This is a genomic window from Mycobacterium sp. D16Q16 (genome assembly GCF_002013745.1).
Classification (GTDB): Bacteria; Actinomycetota; Actinomycetes; order Mycobacteriales; family Mycobacteriaceae; genus Mycobacterium.
This window is the reverse complement of sequence record NZ_MAEY01000012.1, coordinates 102,983-119,696: the sequence shown is the minus strand read 5'-3', so window position 1 is coordinate 119,696 and position 16,714 is coordinate 102,983. Positions and strand designations below refer to the sequence as shown.

Annotated in this window: 19 protein-coding genes; 5 read left to right on the top strand and 14 right to left on the bottom strand. The window is 63.8% G+C overall.

The features are described from left to right. Positions 1-83: 83 nt before the first annotated feature. Positions 84-1,919 carry an acyl-CoA dehydrogenase gene (locus tag B4394_RS12890; RefSeq protein WP_078307179.1) on the bottom strand — a complete coding sequence of 612 codons (1,836 nt, stop codon included), beginning with the start codon at positions 1,917-1,919 and terminating at the stop codon, positions 84-86. Between the two features lie 269 nt (positions 1,920-2,188). Between B4394_RS12890 and B4394_RS12885 the strand changes: the two genes are divergently transcribed. Next, the gene (locus B4394_RS12885; protein WP_078315241.1) at positions 2,189-2,758 is read left to right on the top strand and encodes a DinB family protein; all 570 of its coding nucleotides are present in this window, start codon (positions 2,189-2,191) and stop codon (positions 2,756-2,758) included. Here the strand turns inward: B4394_RS12885 and B4394_RS12880 are convergent. Then, positions 2,755-4,485, bottom strand: a complete 1,731-nt coding sequence (locus B4394_RS12880) for a serine/threonine-protein kinase (protein WP_078315240.1) — start codon at positions 4,483-4,485, stop codon at positions 2,755-2,757. The genes B4394_RS12885 and B4394_RS12880 overlap by 4 nt on opposite strands. A 108-nt stretch (positions 4,486-4,593) precedes the next feature. Between B4394_RS12880 and B4394_RS12875 the strand changes: the two genes are divergently transcribed. Both B4394_RS12875 and B4394_RS12870 read left to right on the top strand, forming a co-directional pair. After that, a complete protein-coding gene (locus B4394_RS12875; protein ID WP_078307421.1) occupies positions 4,594-5,559 on the top strand; it encodes an isopenicillin N synthase family dioxygenase in 966 nt (321 codons plus the stop codon). An 88-nt stretch (positions 5,560-5,647) separates the two neighbouring features. Beyond that, positions 5,648-5,962 carry a hypothetical protein gene (locus tag B4394_RS12870; protein WP_078307185.1) on the top strand — a complete coding sequence of 105 codons (315 nt, stop codon included), beginning with the start codon at positions 5,648-5,650 and terminating at the stop codon, positions 5,960-5,962. Positions 5,963-6,006: 44 nt separating this feature from the next. Here B4394_RS12870 and B4394_RS12865 read toward each other — a convergent pair whose 3' ends face one another. After that, positions 6,007-6,804: a crotonase/enoyl-CoA hydratase family protein gene (locus B4394_RS12865; protein ID WP_078315239.1), complete on the bottom strand. Its 798-nt coding sequence runs from the start codon at positions 6,802-6,804 to the stop codon at positions 6,007-6,009. 28 nt (positions 6,805-6,832) lie between these two features. On the opposite strand from B4394_RS12865, the gene B4394_RS12860 reads away from it, so the two are divergent. Then, entirely contained in the window at positions 6,833-7,321 is a 489-nt protein-coding gene (locus B4394_RS12860; protein WP_030097287.1) for a flavin reductase family protein, read from the top strand. Here the strand turns inward: B4394_RS12860 and B4394_RS12855 are convergent. Next, positions 7,318-7,752 (bottom strand): tautomerase family protein, encoded by a 435-nt coding sequence (locus B4394_RS12855; RefSeq protein WP_078307189.1) that lies wholly within the window; start codon positions 7,750-7,752, stop codon positions 7,318-7,320. The two genes, B4394_RS12860 and B4394_RS12855, sit on opposite strands and share 4 nt — an antisense overlap. 28 nt (positions 7,753-7,780) lie before the next feature. After that, complete coding sequence (locus tag B4394_RS12850; RefSeq protein ID WP_078307424.1) at positions 7,781-8,476, bottom strand: SDR family oxidoreductase; 696 nt, start codon at positions 8,474-8,476, stop codon at positions 7,781-7,783. 89 nt (positions 8,477-8,565) lie between these two features. Between B4394_RS12850 and B4394_RS12845 the strand changes: the two genes are divergently transcribed. Further along, a complete protein-coding gene (locus tag B4394_RS12845) occupies positions 8,566-9,033 on the top strand; it encodes a winged helix-turn-helix transcriptional regulator (protein ID WP_078307426.1) in 468 nt (155 codons plus the stop codon). A 25-nt stretch (positions 9,034-9,058) separates the two neighbouring features. Here B4394_RS12845 and B4394_RS12840 read toward each other — a convergent pair whose 3' ends face one another. The 9 genes from B4394_RS12840 to B4394_RS12805 form a co-directional block, all read right to left on the bottom strand. Beyond that, complete coding sequence (locus B4394_RS12840) at positions 9,059-9,355, bottom strand: ArsR/SmtB family transcription factor (protein ID WP_078307191.1); 297 nt, start codon at positions 9,353-9,355, stop codon at positions 9,059-9,061. Positions 9,356-9,437: 82 nt separating this feature from the next. Beyond that, entirely contained in the window at positions 9,438-9,593 is a 156-nt protein-coding gene (locus B4394_RS25195) for a hypothetical protein (RefSeq protein WP_139360154.1), read from the bottom strand. A 74-nt stretch (positions 9,594-9,667) separates the two neighbouring features. Next, a complete protein-coding gene (locus tag B4394_RS12835; protein WP_078315238.1) occupies positions 9,668-10,276 on the bottom strand; it encodes an SRPBCC family protein in 609 nt (202 codons plus the stop codon). A gap of 24 nt (positions 10,277-10,300) precedes the next feature. After that, positions 10,301-11,047, bottom strand: a complete 747-nt coding sequence (locus B4394_RS12830) for a succinate dehydrogenase/fumarate reductase iron-sulfur subunit (protein ID WP_078307195.1) — start codon at positions 11,045-11,047, stop codon at positions 10,301-10,303. A 1-nt stretch (position 11,048) separates the two neighbouring features. Then, on the bottom strand, positions 11,049-12,974 hold the full coding sequence (locus tag B4394_RS12825; protein WP_078315237.1) for a fumarate reductase/succinate dehydrogenase flavoprotein subunit: 1,926 nt from the start codon (positions 12,972-12,974) through the stop codon (positions 11,049-11,051). Positions 12,975-13,010: 36 nt separating this feature from the next. Further along, positions 13,011-13,820, bottom strand: a complete 810-nt coding sequence (gene sdhC / locus B4394_RS12820; RefSeq protein WP_078307199.1) for a succinate dehydrogenase subunit SdhC — start codon at positions 13,818-13,820, stop codon at positions 13,011-13,013. Further along, positions 13,817-14,089 carry an Rv0250c family protein gene (locus B4394_RS12815; RefSeq protein ID WP_070938077.1) on the bottom strand — a complete coding sequence of 91 codons (273 nt, stop codon included), beginning with the start codon at positions 14,087-14,089 and terminating at the stop codon, positions 13,817-13,819. The genes sdhC and B4394_RS12815 overlap by 4 nt, the downstream gene beginning before the upstream one ends. 110 nt (positions 14,090-14,199) lie before the next feature. Further along, positions 14,200-15,252, bottom strand: a complete 1,053-nt coding sequence (locus tag B4394_RS12810; RefSeq protein WP_078315236.1) for an isocitrate/isopropylmalate dehydrogenase family protein — start codon at positions 15,250-15,252, stop codon at positions 14,200-14,202. Next, entirely contained in the window at positions 15,249-16,709 is a 1,461-nt protein-coding gene (locus tag B4394_RS12805; protein ID WP_078315235.1) for an NAD-dependent succinate-semialdehyde dehydrogenase, read from the bottom strand. The genes B4394_RS12810 and B4394_RS12805 overlap by 4 nt, the downstream gene beginning before the upstream one ends. Positions 16,710-16,714: the final 5 nt, after the last annotated feature.

Genomic DNA, 16,714 nt, shown 5'->3' with positions numbered 1-16,714 from the left:
GCGGGGTCTGATAACGGCGGTACCCCGGAATGCACGAAGCCCCCATCTCCTAGCGGGAGACAGGGGCTTCGTGGTTTAACGAATCAGAAGGCGGCTTCGTCGAGCTCCATGATGTCGTTGTCGACGTTGTCCAGGATGGCCCGGGTCGAGGTGAGCTGCGGCAACATGTTCTTGGCGAAGAACGAGGCGACCGCGATCTTGCCCTCGTAGAAGGACTTCTCGGCACCGGTTGCGCCGGCGTCGAGGGCCTCGATGGCTACGGCGGCCTGACGCTGCAGCAGCCAGCCGATCAGTAGATCGCCCACGCTCATCAGGAAGCGCACGGAGGCCGTGCCGACCTTGTAGACCTGGGTGATCTCCTGCTGGGCGGCCATCAGGTTGGCGGTCATGGTCGCGGCCATGCCCTGCACGTCTTCCAGAGCCGTTGCGAGCAGCGCACGCTCGGCCTTGAGGCGGCCGTTGCCGGTCTCGCTCTTGACGAACTGCTCGATCTGTCCGGAGACGAAGGCCAGCGACTTGCCCTGGTCCTTGACGATCTTGCGGAAGAAGAAGTCCTGCGCCTGGATCGCGGTAGTGCCCTCGTAGAGGGAGTCGATCTTGGCGTCGCGGATGTACTGCTCAATCGGGTAGTCCTGCAGGAAGCCGGACCCGCCGAAGGTCTGCAGGCTTTCGGTGAGCTTCTCGTACGCGCGCTCGGAGCCGACACCCTTGATGATCGGCAGCAGCAGATCGTTGAGCCGGACCGCTTCCTCGGCCTCGACACCGTTGAGGGCCTTGGCGGCCACGGCGTCCTGGAAGGTGGTGGCGTAGAGGTACAGCGCGCGCAGGCCCTCGGCGTATGCCTTCTGGGTCATCAGCGAGCGGCGCACGTCCGGGTGGTGCGTGATGGTGACGCGCGGGGCGGTCTTGTCGGTCAGCTGCGTCATGTCCGCACCCTGCACGCGAGTCTTGGCGTACTCGAGGGCGTTGAGGTAGCCGGTCGACAGGGTGGCGATGGCCTTGGTGCCCACCATCATGCGGGCCTGCTCGATGACGTCGAACATCTGCGCGATGCCGTTGTGCACCTCGCCCACGAGCCAGCCCTTGGCGGGGACGCCGTGCTGTCCCAGGCTGAGCTCACAGGTGGCCGAAACCTTCAGGCCCATCTTGTGCTCGACGTTGGTGACGAAGACGCCGTTGCGCTCGCCCGGCTCGCCGGTCTCGAAGTTGGGGATGAACTTGGGCACGAAGAACAGCGACAGACCCTTGGTGCCGGGGCCGGCACCTTCGGGGCGGGCCAGCACCAGATGCATGATGTTCTCGAACATGTCGTCCGAATCGGCCGAGGTGATGAAGCGCTTCACACCGTCGATGTGCCAGGAACCGTCCTCCTGCTTGACGGCCTTGGTGCGTCCGGCGCCCACGTCCGAACCGGCGTCGGGCTCGGTGAGCACCATGGTGGCGCCCCAGCCGCGCTCGGCGACGAACTCGGCCCACTTCTTCTGCTCATCGGTGGCCACGTTGTAGAAGATCTGCGCGAAACCGGCACCGCCGCTGTACATCCAGACCGCGGGGTTGGCGCCCAGGATCATCTCCTGGATGGCCCACATCAGCGAGCGCGGAACCGGGCTGCCGCCGAGTTCTTCGATCAGGCCGAGGCGATCCCAGCCGGCGTCGGTGACTGCCTTGACGGACTTCTTGAAAGCCTGGGGGATGGCCACCGAGTGGGTCTCCGGGTCGAAAACCGGCGGGTTGCGGTCGCCCTCGACGAAGGAATCGGCGAGCGGACCCTCGGCGAGGGTGCGCATCTCGGAAAGGAAGGTGCGAGCGGTCTCTTCGTCCAGCTCGGGGAATTCCTCACCACCGAATACCTGCTGAATGTTGAAGAGCTCGAAGAGGTTGAACTCCAGGTCGCGGACGTTCGACTTGTAGTGGCCCATGTGCGTCATTGCTTTCTCTTGGGTCTGACCGTGGTCTCGTGGGGCTGTTCTGATATTCGGTTGGGTTCTTACTACTGATTAAGTTACCCACCGGTAACAACTGAACTATACCGCTGAGTAGCGTGTGACAAAAGTCCTGGCCTTGTGGTTGTCATCACAATTCGACATTGCAGGTCAGGGGGCATTTTTTCATAGCTCCGGGGAGTGATGTCGGTGGCGTGGTGTTGGCTTGTGCATGCCAGCTCACAGCCCCTGAGAGGAACTTCGTTATGCCTGCCATGCCCCCACCCGTTTCCACCGAGTTGGATGGCCTGATCGAGTACATCGCTCAGCAGCAAGACGCCTTTCGGATCGTGGCCTTTGGACTGACCGACGACCAGGCACGTTTGACCCCGACAGCGGGCACCCTGTCGATCGGTGGGCTCATCAAGCACGTCACCAACATGTTGGCGGGCTGGACGGACAAGATTGTCGCCGCGCCCAACCCCGGACCCGACAGGCAACGGGCCGAGGACGAATTCACCTTGTGTGAGGACGAAACACTCGCCGGAGCCGTGGCCGCATTCTCCGCGCAAAGCGAGGCGACACTGGCGGCCATCAAAGAGAAGGGACTGGACACTCCGGTACCGGTCCCGGCGGCGCCGTGGTTCCCCAAGGACATCGATGCGTGGAATGTGCGATGGGTGGCGTTGCACATCATCGAGGAGCTGGCCCGGCACGCGGGTCATGCGGACATCATTCGCGAGGCCCTTGATGGCGCAACGATGTATGAGCTGCTGGCGGCCGTCGAGGGTTGGGAGCCCACCGACTGGCTCACGCCCTGGTCGCCGAAGAACTAGCGGCCGTAGCGCAGGATCTTCATCGCAGTCGCGAAATTCAACGCGGTCGCGCTGAGCGAACCCGCCGCATCGTTGCGGTTGGACGCACCGCTGGCCAGGATGTACACGAGTAGGCCGCGTACGACGTTGAACGAGACATGCTGCCGCATGCTGTTCGCTCCGGACGGAAACGTGAAGCACGATTCCGTGGCGGTGAGCTCCTTGTGGCCATTCTGGACCGGCGCCGGCTCGTCGAACTCGAACGAGCATCGCCACGTGGTGCTCGCACCGGGGATGGTGTACGCGACGGCATCGCATTTGATCAGCGCGTCGGAGGTGTCGTCGGTGGAGAGGGCTTCGGATGCCGGGACGATCCGGATCAGGATCTCCCGCTCAGGCTTCTTGCGATCGCGTAGATGCAACGTCGACGTCTCGCGGTCCTTGGCGCGCAGCGCCCAGATGGGGTCAATGGTGTTGCAGCCCGCGGGGGTTCCGCCCACGGTGGTGGCCGCGCCGGGTGGCATCGCAGGGTTGAACTCCCCGGACCTGAAGGTGGGCGCCGGATTCTTCTCCCACCCGTCGGGATAGTCGAACTGGCCGGGTAGCAACGTGTCGAGGATGGTGTTGGGCTGTCCGGCCAGCGATTCGCCCGGCTTGACGGCGGCGGCGCTCGGCCCGGGCGCAGGCTTGGGTTTTCTCTCGCTGTCATGGCGGGGCCAGATGACGACGGCGACCACGGCCGATGCGACGAGCAGGACGACGGTGCCGGCAATCGCCGCAATGCGTTTGTGCTTACCCAACGTTCGGGCCGCGCCTGGCCGGGGTGTCGTGGTTGGCACCGGCTGGGTCACGCTCTGCCTGTGCTGATGCGGGTCTGCCAGGATCTGCTGCGCGGCCAGCGCGAACTCCCCGGCGCTTTGATAACGATCAATGGGGCTTTTAGCCATCGCCTTGGCGATCAATGCATCCATTGACTCGGGCACCGCGGCGAATTGGGAGATCCGGGGCGGAGGTGCCGAAAGGTGCGCGTTGATGATCGCGGGTAGCGACCTGCCGGAGCCAAACGGTGGCTGGCCCGCCAGCATCCGAAAGAGTGTGCAGCCCAACGCATAGACGTCGGCGCGGCCATCGATCGCCGCGCCGGACAGGACCTCCGGTGCGGCATATCCGATCGTCGCGGTCACATTCCCCGCCGAGGTGACGGTATTGGCGTCGTCGAGTGCGCGGGTGACGCCGAAGTCGCCCAACATGATTCGGCGGTCTCCCTCGGACAACAGGATGTTGGCCGGTTTCACATCGCGGTGCACCAGACCCCGGGCATGCAGATAGTCGAGCGCCTTGGCGACCTCGCTGATGATGTGAACGGCGCGGGTCAGCGACATGCGACCGTTCACGGACTCCGAGTGCGCATCGCTGCCCTGGACGTATTGCATGGCGATCCACAGGTCGCCGCTGGGCGTCTCGCCGCGGTTGTGCACCGTGACGATGTTCGGATGGTCCAGGGAAGCGGCAAGCGAGGCCTCGCGCATGAATCGTGCCCGGAAGGCCGGATCGCGTGAGGCTTGGGCGCTCAGAATCTTCAGAGCCTCGGGCCGTTGCAGGTTCGGATTCGCGGCCAGGTACACGGTCCCCATGCCGCCACGGCCGAGGACGCGTTCTATCTCGTATCCGGATATGAGCGTCCCCGGTGGAAGATCTCCGGGCTGCTGGCTACCCGGACCCGATGGGGGCCTCTCCGATGACGTCATTCCCCTGTGCGTCCCTCTCGCCCGACGGTTTGGCCATCGTACTTGTGATATTTCCTCATGGCGGTCAAGACCGTGGCCCGTGCACGGCTTGCCGAGGACCATGGGGGCATGGCTGATCTTCCCGTCGTCGACCTGGCTGGCGATCCGGACCAGCTACGCGCGACGCTGCGTGAAGTCACCCATGAGGTGGGGTTCTTCTATCTCACCGGCCATGGAGTTTCACCCGGATTGGCCGATGAGGTGCTGGCCGCCGCTCATAGGCTTTTCGCGTTACCGGCGCCGGACAAGGACGCCATCGCCATGCTGCGGAGCCCCCATTTCCGTGGATTCACCCGGCTGGGTGGAGAGCTGACCGGCGGGTTAACCGATTGGCGTGAGCAGATCGACGTCGGGCCAGAACGTCGGGCGGCTGCGCGCGGTGAAGGCCCTGATTACCTGCGGTTGCAGGGGCCCAATCAGTGGCCGCAGGCGGTTCCCGAGTTGCGGGCAAGCCTCGCGAGCTGGGATGCCGCCCTGGCGGCAGTGGGGCGAAAGCTGCTGCGGGAGTGGGCTATTGCCCTTGGATCGGCGGGCGGAGTTTTCGACGAGGCATTCGGTGTCGAACCCGCGACCCTGATCAAGGTCATCCGATATCCCGCCAGCGGGACAACCGCGCAGGGTGTGGGCGCGCATCGCGACTCTGGCGTGCTGACCTTGTTGTTGGCCGAACCGGATGCCGGCGGCCTGCAGGTCGAAGTGGACGGGGTCTGGCTGGACGCGCCCGGGCGCGCGGGCGCATTCATCGTGAACATCGGCGAACTGCTCGAACGGGCCAGTGGCGGATATCTACGTGCCACCCGTCACCGGGTGACGCTGACGGGCAAGCCCCGCGTTTCTGTCGCCTATTTCTTCAACCCCAGGCTTGACGCGCACATCCCCACGCTGGAGCTGCCGCCGGAACTCCGGGATCGGGCGCGAGGTGTCACGGCGGACCCGGACGACCCGATTCACGCGACCTACGGCGAGAATGCCTGGAAGAGCCGGCTGCGAGCGCACCCCGATGTGGCCGCCGCGCACGGATACCTCGGACACTAGCGACCCTCCGGTTCTGCTCCGCGAAGCGGCAGTGCGGGTGATACTCGGTCTGTGGCAAACTATTGCCAGATACCGAGGAGGAGGAGCTATGCGGACGATTTGTTCGATAGTCGCAGGGGTGGGTATGTCGGTCGCGGTGTTCGCTGCGCCGGTCGCGTCGGCGGTGCCGGGTGAGGGACCAGTCGCGGTCCAGTGCCAGGTGTATGCCAACAACAACTTTGGCCCACCAGGCTTTGGCCCGGGAAGCATGCCGGGCATGGGTTTCGGGATGAAGCAGTGGGCCGGCTCGGTGATCGGTCACGGAAGTAACGAGCCTGAGGCCCGCCAAGATGCGGAGCGTCAGATGTGGGGGCCTTACGGCATGGCGCCCGAGCTTCGTGATTGCGTCCCCGCGGCGGGCTGAGCGAAAAAGGCCCATGTTAGGTCGCTCCGCATAGGCAACGCTCTCTAGATGCTGCGGGCCTTGAACTGAGGTTCGGACTTATCGATACCGGCCTTGCGTGCGATGGCGAAGTTGGGTCCACGCATGAGCCGCAGCTGCAGGCGCCGCTCCAGGCCGAAGGCACGTCGCGGCACCATGGACCATGCCCTGTCGAACAGGGTCTTGGTCGCCGCCACCGAATCAGGGGAGCGGGACAGGATCTGGTCGATGAGTTCCTGCGCGTCGGCCTCCGGGTCGGCGCTCACCTGGGTGACCAGGCCGATCTCCTTGGCGTAGAAGCCGTCGAACATCTCGCCGGTCATGGTGAGCCGTTTGGCGGTGTCAATTCCAATCAATTGACTCAGCGTGACGCTTCCGGACATATCCGGGATAAGACCCCATTTGGCCTCGAGGATGGAGAACTCGGCGTCGGGCGTGGTGAACCGGAAGTCGGCGGCCAGTGCCAGCTGCAACCCGCCGCCGTAGCAACGCCCCTGGATGACGGCGATCACGGGGATGCGCAACCGGCGCCACGCCCAGCAGGCCTCCTGGAAACCGTTGGTACCCAGCCAGGGGAGCGGAATGAAGTTCGCGACAACGCGCGCGGGGTCCTTCCCGGCGGCCGCGAAATCCAGTCCGGTAGAAAATGTGTCCCCCTCACCGGACAACACCACCACCCGGATCGAGGTGTCGGAGGCAATATGGCGCGCGGCGGCGGTCAGCCCGTTGAGCATGTCGATGGTGAGTCCGTTGAGCTTCTCGGGCCGGGACAAGGTGACGCGAGCTACCTGGCCGTCGACGCGTAGGGTCACATGTGACGTCATGAAGCAAGACTAGAGGTGACATCCAGTTATGACGAGCGATACCACTTTGGACGCGGCGACGCTGCGGGAGGCGTTCGGGCACTTCCCGACCGGCGTGGTGGCCATTGCCGCCGAGATCGGTGGAACGCGAACCGGATTGGCTGCCAGCACGTTTGTGCCGGTGTCGCTGGATCCGCCGCTTGTGGCCTTCTGCGTCCAGAACTCATCGACAACGTGGCCCAACCTGCGGGTCGCCCCACGCCTGGGCATCAGTGTGTTGGGAGAGGCGCACGACGACGCCGCCCGCACCCTGGCCGCCAAGACCGGTGACCGGTTCGCCGGGCTGGATACCTCGACCACGGAGAGCGGCGCCGTATTCATCGGCGGCACCACCGCCTGGATCGAGACCTCCATCCAGTCGGAGGTGCCTGCCGGTGACCACGCGATCGTCATCCTGAACATTCACGGGCTGACCGTGCACTCCGCGGTCGCTCCGATCGTGTTCCACCGCAGCAAGTTCCGCAAGCTGATCGGTTAGACGGGCGCCGGGTAGGGACTGCTCTGATTGGTCCGTGCCCATTCACGTTCGGCGTCAGAGTTCATCGGGGGCGGCACCAGCCCGTTGATCATCCAGAGTTCCTCGCTCGTCTCGTCGATGTGGAACTCCCAATGCAGGTCTGCCCTGTTCAGGTGTGGGGCCAGCACCCGGCCGAGGTACTGGGTGATGCGTTCGCGCCCAGCCTTATCGGGCAGGGTACGGGCGATGTGTTCCACGACGATCCGGACGGCGGTCCCGGTCTGTTCGCCGCCGACATAGAAGTCGGACGGTTCAATCTCCTTGAACACCGTGACGACGTAGAACCGCGGGAGCCCCACGGTGACGTACACCTCGGTGATGCTCTTGGCCAGTTCGGATTTATCGTTGTCGGAAAACACATGTGGTGTGTGGTAAATCGTCCAGAGGGGCATCTCGGTGGTCTCCTGGTTGGCGCGCGGACTAGTGGCCGGGGCGGTAGGCGAGGTTCTCGACGGGCCCGGATAGCTGGGACTTGACCTGGGCGGTGAGATCGTCGGTCAGCACCTCGTTGTCGCCCTTCTCCAGCGCGTCGATGATGCGTGCCGCGATCACGCCGGGTGGTGTCTTCGGAACGTCAAGGGCGGACACCATGTCGGTGTCGATGAATCCGGCGTGCACGCCCAGCACGTGCGTGTGCTGAGGCTCCAGCTCAAGGCGCAGCGTGTTGGTCACCGACCAGATGGCTGCCTTCGACGCGCCGTAGGCGCCTGCGCCACCCAGCCACGAGAGCACCGAGTGGATGTTGACGATCGCTCCGCCACCATTGGCCTTGAGGATCGGGGCGAACGCCCGGATGACCCGAAGCGGGCCGAACACGTTGGTCTGGAACGTGGCCTCGACTCGTTCGAGGTCGCCGGTGAGCAGGGAATCGGGATGCAGCACACCGGCGTTGTTGATCACAACGTCGACGTCGGCTAGCTCGCTGGCCAGGGCCTGTACCGAGGACTCGGAGGCTACCTCGAGCTGTTTGGTCGCCACTTGCTCACGCGGGTCCTCGAAGGGTTGGCGGGCGGTGCTGTAGACCTTGCGGGCTCCGCGGCTCAGCACCTCGTCGACGATGGCCGCGCCCAACCCGCGGCGTCCTCCGGTGACCAGTACGACCTTGTTTTCGATCATTCCCATCTCCTAACTAACGATTTCGTTAGTTAGGACGCTAGCGACACTAGCTGAATAACGCAAGCGTTAGTTACAATGAGCAGGTGACCATGGAGTTTGAGCGGCTGTTGCAGGACCGCTCCCGCTGGAACACCGATGCGTGTTCGATCGGGAAGGCCCTGGACTTACTCGGCACCAAGACTGCATTTCTGATCGTTCGCGAATGCTTCTACGGCTCAACCCGGTTCGACGAGTTTTCCGAGCGCATCGGGGTATCGGCGCCGGCGGTGTCGCGTGCACTCAAGCAATTGGAGACGGCGGGCGTGATCGAGAGGGTGCCCTACCGCGAACCCGGCCAGCGGGAGCGAGACGGGTACGTGTTGACCCGGATGGGCGAGGATCTGCTTCCGGTGCTGCTGTCCCTGCTCAAGTGGGGGGACGAGTACCTGCAGGACGGGCGCAAGCCGCTGGAATTGATCGACAAGACGACCGGGCGGGAAGTCGAGGTACAGGTGACGTCCCGGCCGGGTCAGCAGGTGGGCGCGGAAGGCATTGAGGTTCGGCGGGCGGGCCGTTAGATCGCTGCCGCCAGTCGTCCCGCCACTAGGGCACGTGTCGTTCCATCGCGTTCAGCCGGTCACTCCAGAAGTGTCGGTAGGGGTCGATCCACTGGTCGATCTGGACCAGGCCGTCGGCGCGCAGCGCATAGATCCGGCGTTGTGCGTCTGGGTTGACCTCGACGAGACCCGCCTCACGCAGCACGCGTAGATGTCGGGAGACGGTGGGCTGTGTCAGCCCGGGCAGTGTCGCGACGAGTTCCCCGGCGGTCCATTCACCGCCGGCCAGGGCATCGAGCAGAATTCGGCGGCTTGGCTCTGCGATCGCCTCGAAAGCGTCCATGCATCGAGTATCGCATTCGATCTATATAGATACAATGCGATATAAGAAACCCGCTCGTAGTTCGCCCTGGTGGCAGCGTCGCCTAGGGGCGCTGGGCGAGTTCTTCCTGGTATCCGCGGACGCGATCACGGAGCTCGCGTGCATCATCGGCGCGACCTTCGCGATCGGCAAGGTCGGCGCGTAACGACAGCTCTTTGATGGCAGTGCGGATATCGGCCACGCTCACGATGTCTCCCATATTCCGATGCTGCCCGCATTGCGTGAAATGGGCATTGGCAACCAGCCACAAAGTCCTGGCCAACAACTTGGAGTTCAGCGGCGCCCGATGATGGCTCGGAGCTTGCCGATCTGCCATCGGGCGACGGGGCGAACGAAGGGGGCGGCCAGGCGCAGCGGCAGCCAACCGATCCACTTCGGGGTGCCACCCACATGCCAGGTCAGCCGGGTGCCGCCCGTACCGTTGTCCGCTACCTCGAAGATCTCTGCGGCTGAATCCAGAACCAGCGGAATGGAACACGCGGTGATGGTGACGCCCAGGATGCGATTGGGCTCGTTGACGACGATCTGTTCGGCCAGCACCCCGAAGGTGTTGACGAACGCGCGCTTGGTTCCTACTTCACGCAGTGCTGTGCCGGCGTAGTCCACTCCCTTGGTGAAGGGGATCCAGCTCATGAAGCGCTCGTCGAGTAAGGCCTTGAACACCTGGTCGGGCGGATTGAAGAAGTCGCGCTGCACGGAGAGCGCGAAGGAGGCTTCGGAGTTCAGGTACTCGCGCAGCTGATCGGCGGCCACGGGGGTGAGGTTGAATCGCGCGGCGGAGATACCCCCTGCGGCAAGGATTGCCAGCAGGGTCAAGCCCACTACGGCACCTGCGGCTGCCAGGCAGGCGACGGAGATGACGATGACAAGCCAGGTTTCCACGGATTCCTCCTATGCCATACCTGGCTAACGACGGAACAACTTATTGCCCAACCAGACAATCGGGTCGTACTTGCGGTCGGCAACGCGTTCCTTCATCGGGATCAGCGCGTTATCGGTGATGTGGATGCCTTCCGGGCACACCTCGGTGCAGCACTTGGTGATGTTGCAGTAGCCAAGGCCAAGTTCTTCCTGTGCCACCTCACGACGGTCGGCGACGTCCAGTGGGTGCATCTCCAGCTCGGCCACGCGCATGAGATAGCGCGGGCCGGCGAAGGCTTTCTTGTTCTCCTCATGGTCGCGCACCGCGTGGCAGGTGTTCTGGCAGAGGAAGCATTCGATGCATTTGCGGAACTCTTGTGACCGTTCCACGTCCTCCTGCTGCATCCGGTACTCGCCGGGTTTCAAGTCTTTCGGCGGGGTGAATGATTGGACTTCCCTGGCCTTTTGGTAGTTGAACGACACGTCGGTGACCAGGTCGCGAATCACCGGGAAGGCGCGCAAGGGGGTCACGGTGATGGTGTCGGACTCATCGAAAGTCGACATCCGGGTCATGCACATCAGCCGTGGACGGCCGTTGATCTCCGCCGAGCAGGACCCGCACTTGCCGGCCTTGCAGTTCCAGCGCACCGCCAGGTCTGAGGCCTGGGTGGCTTGGATGCGATGGATGATGTCGAGCACCACCTCGCCCTCGCTCACCGGGACGGTGTAATCGACGAGCTCACCGCCGTCGTCATCGCCTCGCCAGACCCGGAGTTGTGCGTCGTAGCTCACGTCAGGATTTCCTTCCCGAATGTTCTGCCAGTTCTTCCGGTGTGAAGTACTTCTCCAGCTCGCCGATCTCGAACAGTTCCAAAAGATCTGGGCGCAATGGGAGCTGTGGTTCCGGGGTGACAAGCACGTCGGGAACGGCCGGATCTCCTCCGGTCGTGCTGCACACCAGGAGCGTCTTGCGCCAGGTGGCATCCATGTTCGGGTGATCGTCGCGGGTGTGTCCGCCGCGGCTCTCGGTGCGCAGCAGGGCCGCCTTGGCCACGCATTCGCTGACCAGCAGCATGTTGCGCATGTCGATCGCCAGGTGCCATCCCGGGTTGAACTGTCGATGTCCCTCTACCGCAACGCGTTTGAAGCGTTCCTTGAGCTCGTTCAGCTTGACCAGGGCCTGCTCGACCTCTTCCTCCTTGCGGATGATGCCGACCAGGTCGTTCATCGCCTGCTGCAAGTCGGTGTGCAGGGTGTAGGGATTCTCGGCACCCTCGGCCGCGGGGTCGCCGAAGGGTGCCAAAGCAAGGACGGCGGCCTTGTCGACGTCGGACTCGGAGATCTGTGGACGAGATGCGAGCCCCTTGACGTATTCCGCGGCGCCCAGCCCGGCACGCCGCCCGAACACGAGCAAGTCCGATAGGGAGTTGCCGCCCAACCGATTTGATCCGTGCATGCCCCCGGAGCATTCGCCTGCGGCGAAGAGGCCCGGCACCGTCGCGGCGCCGGAATCGGGATCGACCTCGATACCCCCCATCACGTAGTGGCAGGTAGGCCCTACTTCCATGTCGTCTTCGGTGATGTCTACCTCGGCCAGTTCTTTGAACTGGTGGTACATCGACGGCAGCCGCCTCTTGATCTCCTCGGTGGGGATGCGCGAAGCGATGTCGAGGTAGACGCCTCCGTGCGGAGTGCCACGGCCTGCCTTGACTTCAGAGTTGATGGCCCGGGCGACCTCATCGCGGGGCAGCAGATCGGGGGTGCGCCGCGCCGAGTCGTTGTCCTTGAGCCATTGATCGGCTTCTTCCTCGGTCTCTGCGTACTGCCCCTTGAATACCGCGGGGATGTAGTCGAACATGAACCGCTTGCCCTCGGAGTTCTTGAGTACTCCACCATCACCGCGCACACCTTCGGTGACCAAGATGCCCTTGACCGAGGGCGGCCAGACCATGCCGGTCGGGTGAAACTGAATGAACTCCATGTTGATCAGCGTTCCTCCGGCGCGCAGCGCCAGGGCATGCCCGTCGCCGGTGTACTCCCAGGAGTTCGATGACACTTTGAATGACTTACCGATACCGCCCGTGGCCAAAACCACTGCGGGAGCTTCGAAGAGGATGAACCGTCCCGATTCGCGCCAGTACGCGAATGCGCCCGAGATTCTGGATCCGCCATCGCTGCTGTCCAAGAGTAAGTCGGTGACAGTGCACTCGGCGAAAATCTTGATACGGGCCTCGTAGTCACCGGTTTCGGCGAAGTCCTCCTGCTGCAGCGAGACGATCTTCTGCTGCATGGTGCGGATGATCTCCAGGCCGGTGCGGTCACCGACGTGTGCCAGCCGCGGATAGGTGTGGCCGCCGAAGTTGCGCTGGCTGATCCGGCCGTCCTTGGTGCGGTCGAACAACGCGCCATAGGTTTCCAGCTCCCAGACCCGGTCTGGAGCCTCCTTGGCGTGCAACTCCGCCATCCGCCAGTTGTTCAGGAACTTGCCGCCGCGCATGGTGTCGCCGAAGTGAATCTGCCAGCTGTCCTTGTCGTTGGCGTTACCCATCGAGGCCGCACAGCCGCCTTCGGCCATCACGGTATGTGCCTTGCCGAACAGAGACTTACAGATCACCGCGACCTTGAACCCCTGTTCACGGGCCTCGATGACGGCACGCAGGCCGGCGCCACCGGCACCGATCACGACGACGTCGTATTGGTGCCGTTCGAGTTCAGCCATTAATTAACCCCATTTGGTTGCGAATGGATGTGGTTGCTAACCAACGAATCTCAGATCAGAGATGGTGCCGCTGGCTACCAGCATGACGTACAGGTCGGTGAGAATCAGCGTGCACAGCGTGATCCAGGCGAACAGCATGTGCCTGGTGTTGAGCTTGCTGACCTGTGTCCAGATCCAATATCGGACAGGGTGTTTGGAGAAATGCTTGAGCCGCCCGCCGGTGACGTGCCGGCAGGAGTGGCATGACACCGTGTACACCCATAGCAGGACGACGTTGGTCACCAAGATCACGTTGCCTAGGCCGAATCCGAAGCCGCCGGTCTCCTCCGAATGGAAGGCGACGATGGCGTCGTAGGTGTTGACAATCGAGATGAGCGCCGCGGCGTAGAAGAAGTACCGGTGAAGGTTCTGCATGATCAGCGGCAGCTTGGTCTCGCCGGAGTACTTTGCGTGTGGCTCCGCGACGGCGCAGGCGGTGGGCGATTGCCAGACCGATCGGTAGTAGGCCTTGCGGTAGTAGTAGCAGGTCAGCCGGAAGGCCAAAAGGAATGGCAGTGAGATGAATGCCATGGGAATGAACCAGGGCAGATCGCCCACCCAATGCCCAAAGTGACTGGCCCCGGGGGCGCAGGCGGTGCTGACGCATGGCGAATAGAACGGCGTCAGGTAGTGATACTGCGGTACCCAGTACGCGCTACCCCAAAATGCCCGCACGGTGGCATAGATGACGAAGGTCGCCAGGCCGAGGTTGGTGAGTAATGGTGCTAGCCACCACTTGTCGGTGCGTAGCGTGCGCTGCTGAATCTGGGCACGCGAAGGCGAGAAGACCCCGGTGGCTTGGCTCATCTGTAGCCACCAACTCCTTCGTCGTCGATATCGCCCCAGAACTCCCGGTCGTATTCGGTGTCGGGGATCTGGATCTTCTCGTTGCTGGCATGGCGGTGTTCATGCGGTGAGAGGTCCAGGTCGGCGGCGTCGATATCCAGCCGCTCCACGTCATTGACGATGCGGCGCACGGCCGGCAGGTCGCCGTACCGAGACTCCAGGGAATGGACACAGCGGCGCAGGCTGCCAAGTGCTTGGTTGAGCTCGGTGAGCTCCGTCTTCGTCGACATCGGACTCCTTGGGCTGAAGGTGTCGTGGATCACAGGCTACGACACCCATCTTGCCAGGACAGCCGAACGGGAGGTGACACAAGTCACTGATGTCTTTGGTTAATTCACGATCACCGAGCGGATTCTGCAATTGCTGTGCCGAGCTGTTCGGTGGTGGCGGTACCGCCCAGATCGGGGGTACGGACCCGGCCTTCCGCCAGTACCTGGTCGACGGCACGGCGGATCTTGTTCGCCGCGCCGGTTTCGCTGAGGTGATCCAGGAGCATTGCCCCGGCGAGTATCTGCGCGACGGGGTTGGCGATGCCCTGTCCGGCGATATCGGGCGCGGAGCCATGTACCGACTCGAACATGGAGATGGCCGTGCGCTCCGGGTTGATGTTTCCCGACGCCGCGAGTCCGAGTCCACCGGTGATGGCCGCCGCCAAGTCGGACAGGATGTCGCCGAAGAGGTTGGAAGCGACGATGACGTCCAGGCTTCCCGGGTCGCTGATCATGCGTGCGGCGAGGGCGTCGACATGCATCGACATGGACGGTATCTGCGGATACTCGGCCGCAATCTGATTGAAGATGCTGTCCCAGTACGGCATTGAATGAATGATGCCGTTGGACTTCGTCGCCGAACAGACCCGCAGTCCTGTCGAGGCGGCCAGCTCAAACGCGTATCGGATGATCCGTTCACATCCAAGGCGGGTGAAAACCGATTCTTGTAGCGCGAATTCGTGCTGACTGCCGCGATTGTGCACACCGCCGATGGTGGAATATTCGCCCTCGGAGTTCTCGCGGACGATCACCATGGACAGGGCATCCGCGGACACTCCGGCAAGAGGTGAAGCGAGCCCGGGCAGCAAGCGGACGGGCCGCAGGTTCACGTACTGGTTGAAGGCCCGCCGCAACGGAATCAGCAGGCCCCATAGCGACACGTCATCCGGTACGCCCGGATACCCCACGGCGCCAAGCAGAATCGCGTCGAACCCGGACAATATGGCGGGCGCGTCGACGGGCATCATGGCGCCGGTCTTGGCGTATCTCTCGCAGGAGTAGTCGAATTCGGTCCATTCGATGCGTCCGCCGGTGGCGGCGTCCATCACCTTGACCGCCTCCCGGGTCACATCGACGCCGATCCCGTCACCCGGAATGGTCGCTACTCTCATCCGGGCGCTCATACGGCCGCACCGATGTACTTGGTCTCCAGGAACTCTTCGATGCCCGCGAAACCGCCTTCGCGCCCGATTCCGGATTGTTTGACGCCGCCAAATGGCGCTGCGGGAGTTGACACGACGGGCCGATTCAGGCCCACCATGCCGGTCTCCAGTGCCTCCGACACGCGCCATCCGCGGCGGGTGTCATTGGTGTATAGGTATGCCACCAAGCCGAATTCGGAGTCATTGGCGCGGGCGATCACTTCCTCCTCAGTGTCGAAGCTCGCTATCGCGGCAACCGGTGCGAAGATCTCGGTGCGCATCATGTCGCTGTCATCGGGCACGTCGGTCAGCACCGACGGGGGATAGAAGTAGCCGCTGCTGCCGGGCGCCTCGCCTCCCAATCGCACGGTGGCTCCCCGATTCTGGGCGTCCTTGACCAGCCGGTCGGCCTTGGCCACGGCGTCGGGGTCTATCAGTGGACCCACGTCCACCCCTGGTTCGGTACCGCGCCCCATGCGCAACGCGGCCAGTCGTTCGGTGAGTGCGTCGGTGAACGGCCCCGCGATAGCGCGCTGTACGTAGATCCTGTTGGCGGCGGTGCAGGCCTGCCCGATGTTGCGCATCTTCGCGATCAGCGCGCCGGCGGCGGCCTCTTCGGGATCGGCATCGTCGAACACGATGAAGGGTGCGTTTCCGCCCAGCTCCATGGAGGTGCGCTTGACGGTGGGGGCGCACTGCGCGAGGAGGTGGCGACCGACCTCGGTAGATCCGGTGAACGAGAGCTTGCGGATCCGGGGATCGGCCAGCAGGGGAGCCATAGCCGATCCGGGGTCGGCGGTGGTGATGACGGAGACCACCCCATCGGGAACTCCGGCCCGGCGCAGGATCCCGAGCAGGGCCAGCATCGACAGTGGTGTCTGCTCTGCGGGTTTGACCAAGCAGGTGCAGCCCGCGGCCAGTGCGGGACCGATCTTTCGTGTCCCCATGGCCAACGGGAAGTTCCACGGAGTGATCAGTAGGCACGGGCCCACCGGTCGGTGCGTCACGATTAACCGTGATCCGCCGTCGGGTGCCAGCATCACGCCCCCGTCCAGGCGCACCGCCTCGCCGGCGAACCAGCGGAAGAACTCCGCCGCGTAGGCGACCTCACCGCGTGACTCGGCCAGGGGCTTGCCCATCTCCAGGGTCATCAACAGGGCCAGGTCCTCGGAGCTCTCGATCATCAGCGTGTATGCGCGCATCAGCACATCGGATCGCTGCTGCGGTGACGTCGAGGCCCAGGAGCGTTGTATGGCAACGGCATTGCCCAATGCGGCGAGGGCCGCGGGGCCATCCATGTCGGCGACATCGGCGAGCACTTCCTCGGTGGCCGGGTCGACGACGGGGAAGGTGGGGCCGTGGCCGACCTGCTGGGCGAGTGCGGCGGCGATCACCGCGGTCTCGGTGGGCAGGGGGGTAGACACTGCGCCGGGATGCATGCCAC

Coding starts and splice junctions, on each gene's coding strand:
- B4394_RS12890 (WP_078307179.1), bottom strand. CDS start 1,919: ATGGGCCACTACAAGTCGAACGTCCGCGACCTGGAGTTCAACCTCTTC.
- B4394_RS12885 (WP_078315241.1), top strand. CDS start 2,189: ATGCCTGCCATGCCCCCACCCGTTTCCACCGAGTTGGATGGCCTGATC.
- B4394_RS12880 (WP_078315240.1), bottom strand. CDS start 4,485: ATGACGTCATCGGAGAGGCCCCCATCGGGTCCGGGTAGCCAGCAGCCC.
- B4394_RS12875 (WP_078307421.1), top strand. CDS start 4,594: ATGGCTGATCTTCCCGTCGTCGACCTGGCTGGCGATCCGGACCAGCTA.
- B4394_RS12870 (WP_078307185.1), top strand. CDS start 5,648: ATGCGGACGATTTGTTCGATAGTCGCAGGGGTGGGTATGTCGGTCGCG.
- B4394_RS12865 (WP_078315239.1), bottom strand. CDS start 6,804: ATGACGTCACATGTGACCCTACGCGTCGACGGCCAGGTAGCTCGCGTC.
- B4394_RS12860 (WP_030097287.1), top strand. CDS start 6,833: ATGACGAGCGATACCACTTTGGACGCGGCGACGCTGCGGGAGGCGTTC.
- B4394_RS12855 (WP_078307189.1), bottom strand. CDS start 7,752: ATGCCCCTCTGGACGATTTACCACACACCACATGTGTTTTCCGACAAC.
- B4394_RS12850 (WP_078307424.1), bottom strand. CDS start 8,476: ATGATCGAAAACAAGGTCGTACTGGTCACCGGAGGACGCCGCGGGTTG.
- B4394_RS12845 (WP_078307426.1), top strand. CDS start 8,566: ATGGAGTTTGAGCGGCTGTTGCAGGACCGCTCCCGCTGGAACACCGAT.
- B4394_RS12840 (WP_078307191.1), bottom strand. CDS start 9,355: ATGGACGCTTTCGAGGCGATCGCAGAGCCAAGCCGCCGAATTCTGCTC.
- B4394_RS25195 (WP_139360154.1), bottom strand. CDS start 9,593: ATGGGAGACATCGTGAGCGTGGCCGATATCCGCACTGCCATCAAAGAG.
- B4394_RS12825 (WP_078315237.1), bottom strand. CDS start 12,974: ATGGCTGAACTCGAACGGCACCAATACGACGTCGTCGTGATCGGTGCC.
- sdhC (WP_078307199.1), bottom strand. CDS start 13,820: ATGAGCCAAGCCACCGGGGTCTTCTCGCCTTCGCGTGCCCAGATTCAG.
- B4394_RS12815 (WP_070938077.1), bottom strand. CDS start 14,089: ATGTCGACGAAGACGGAGCTCACCGAGCTCAACCAAGCACTTGGCAGC.
- B4394_RS12810 (WP_078315236.1), bottom strand. CDS start 15,252: ATGAGCGCCCGGATGAGAGTAGCGACCATTCCGGGTGACGGGATCGGC.
- B4394_RS12805 (WP_078315235.1), bottom strand. CDS start 16,709: ATGCATCCCGGCGCAGTGTCTACCCCCCTGCCCACCGAGACCGCGGTG.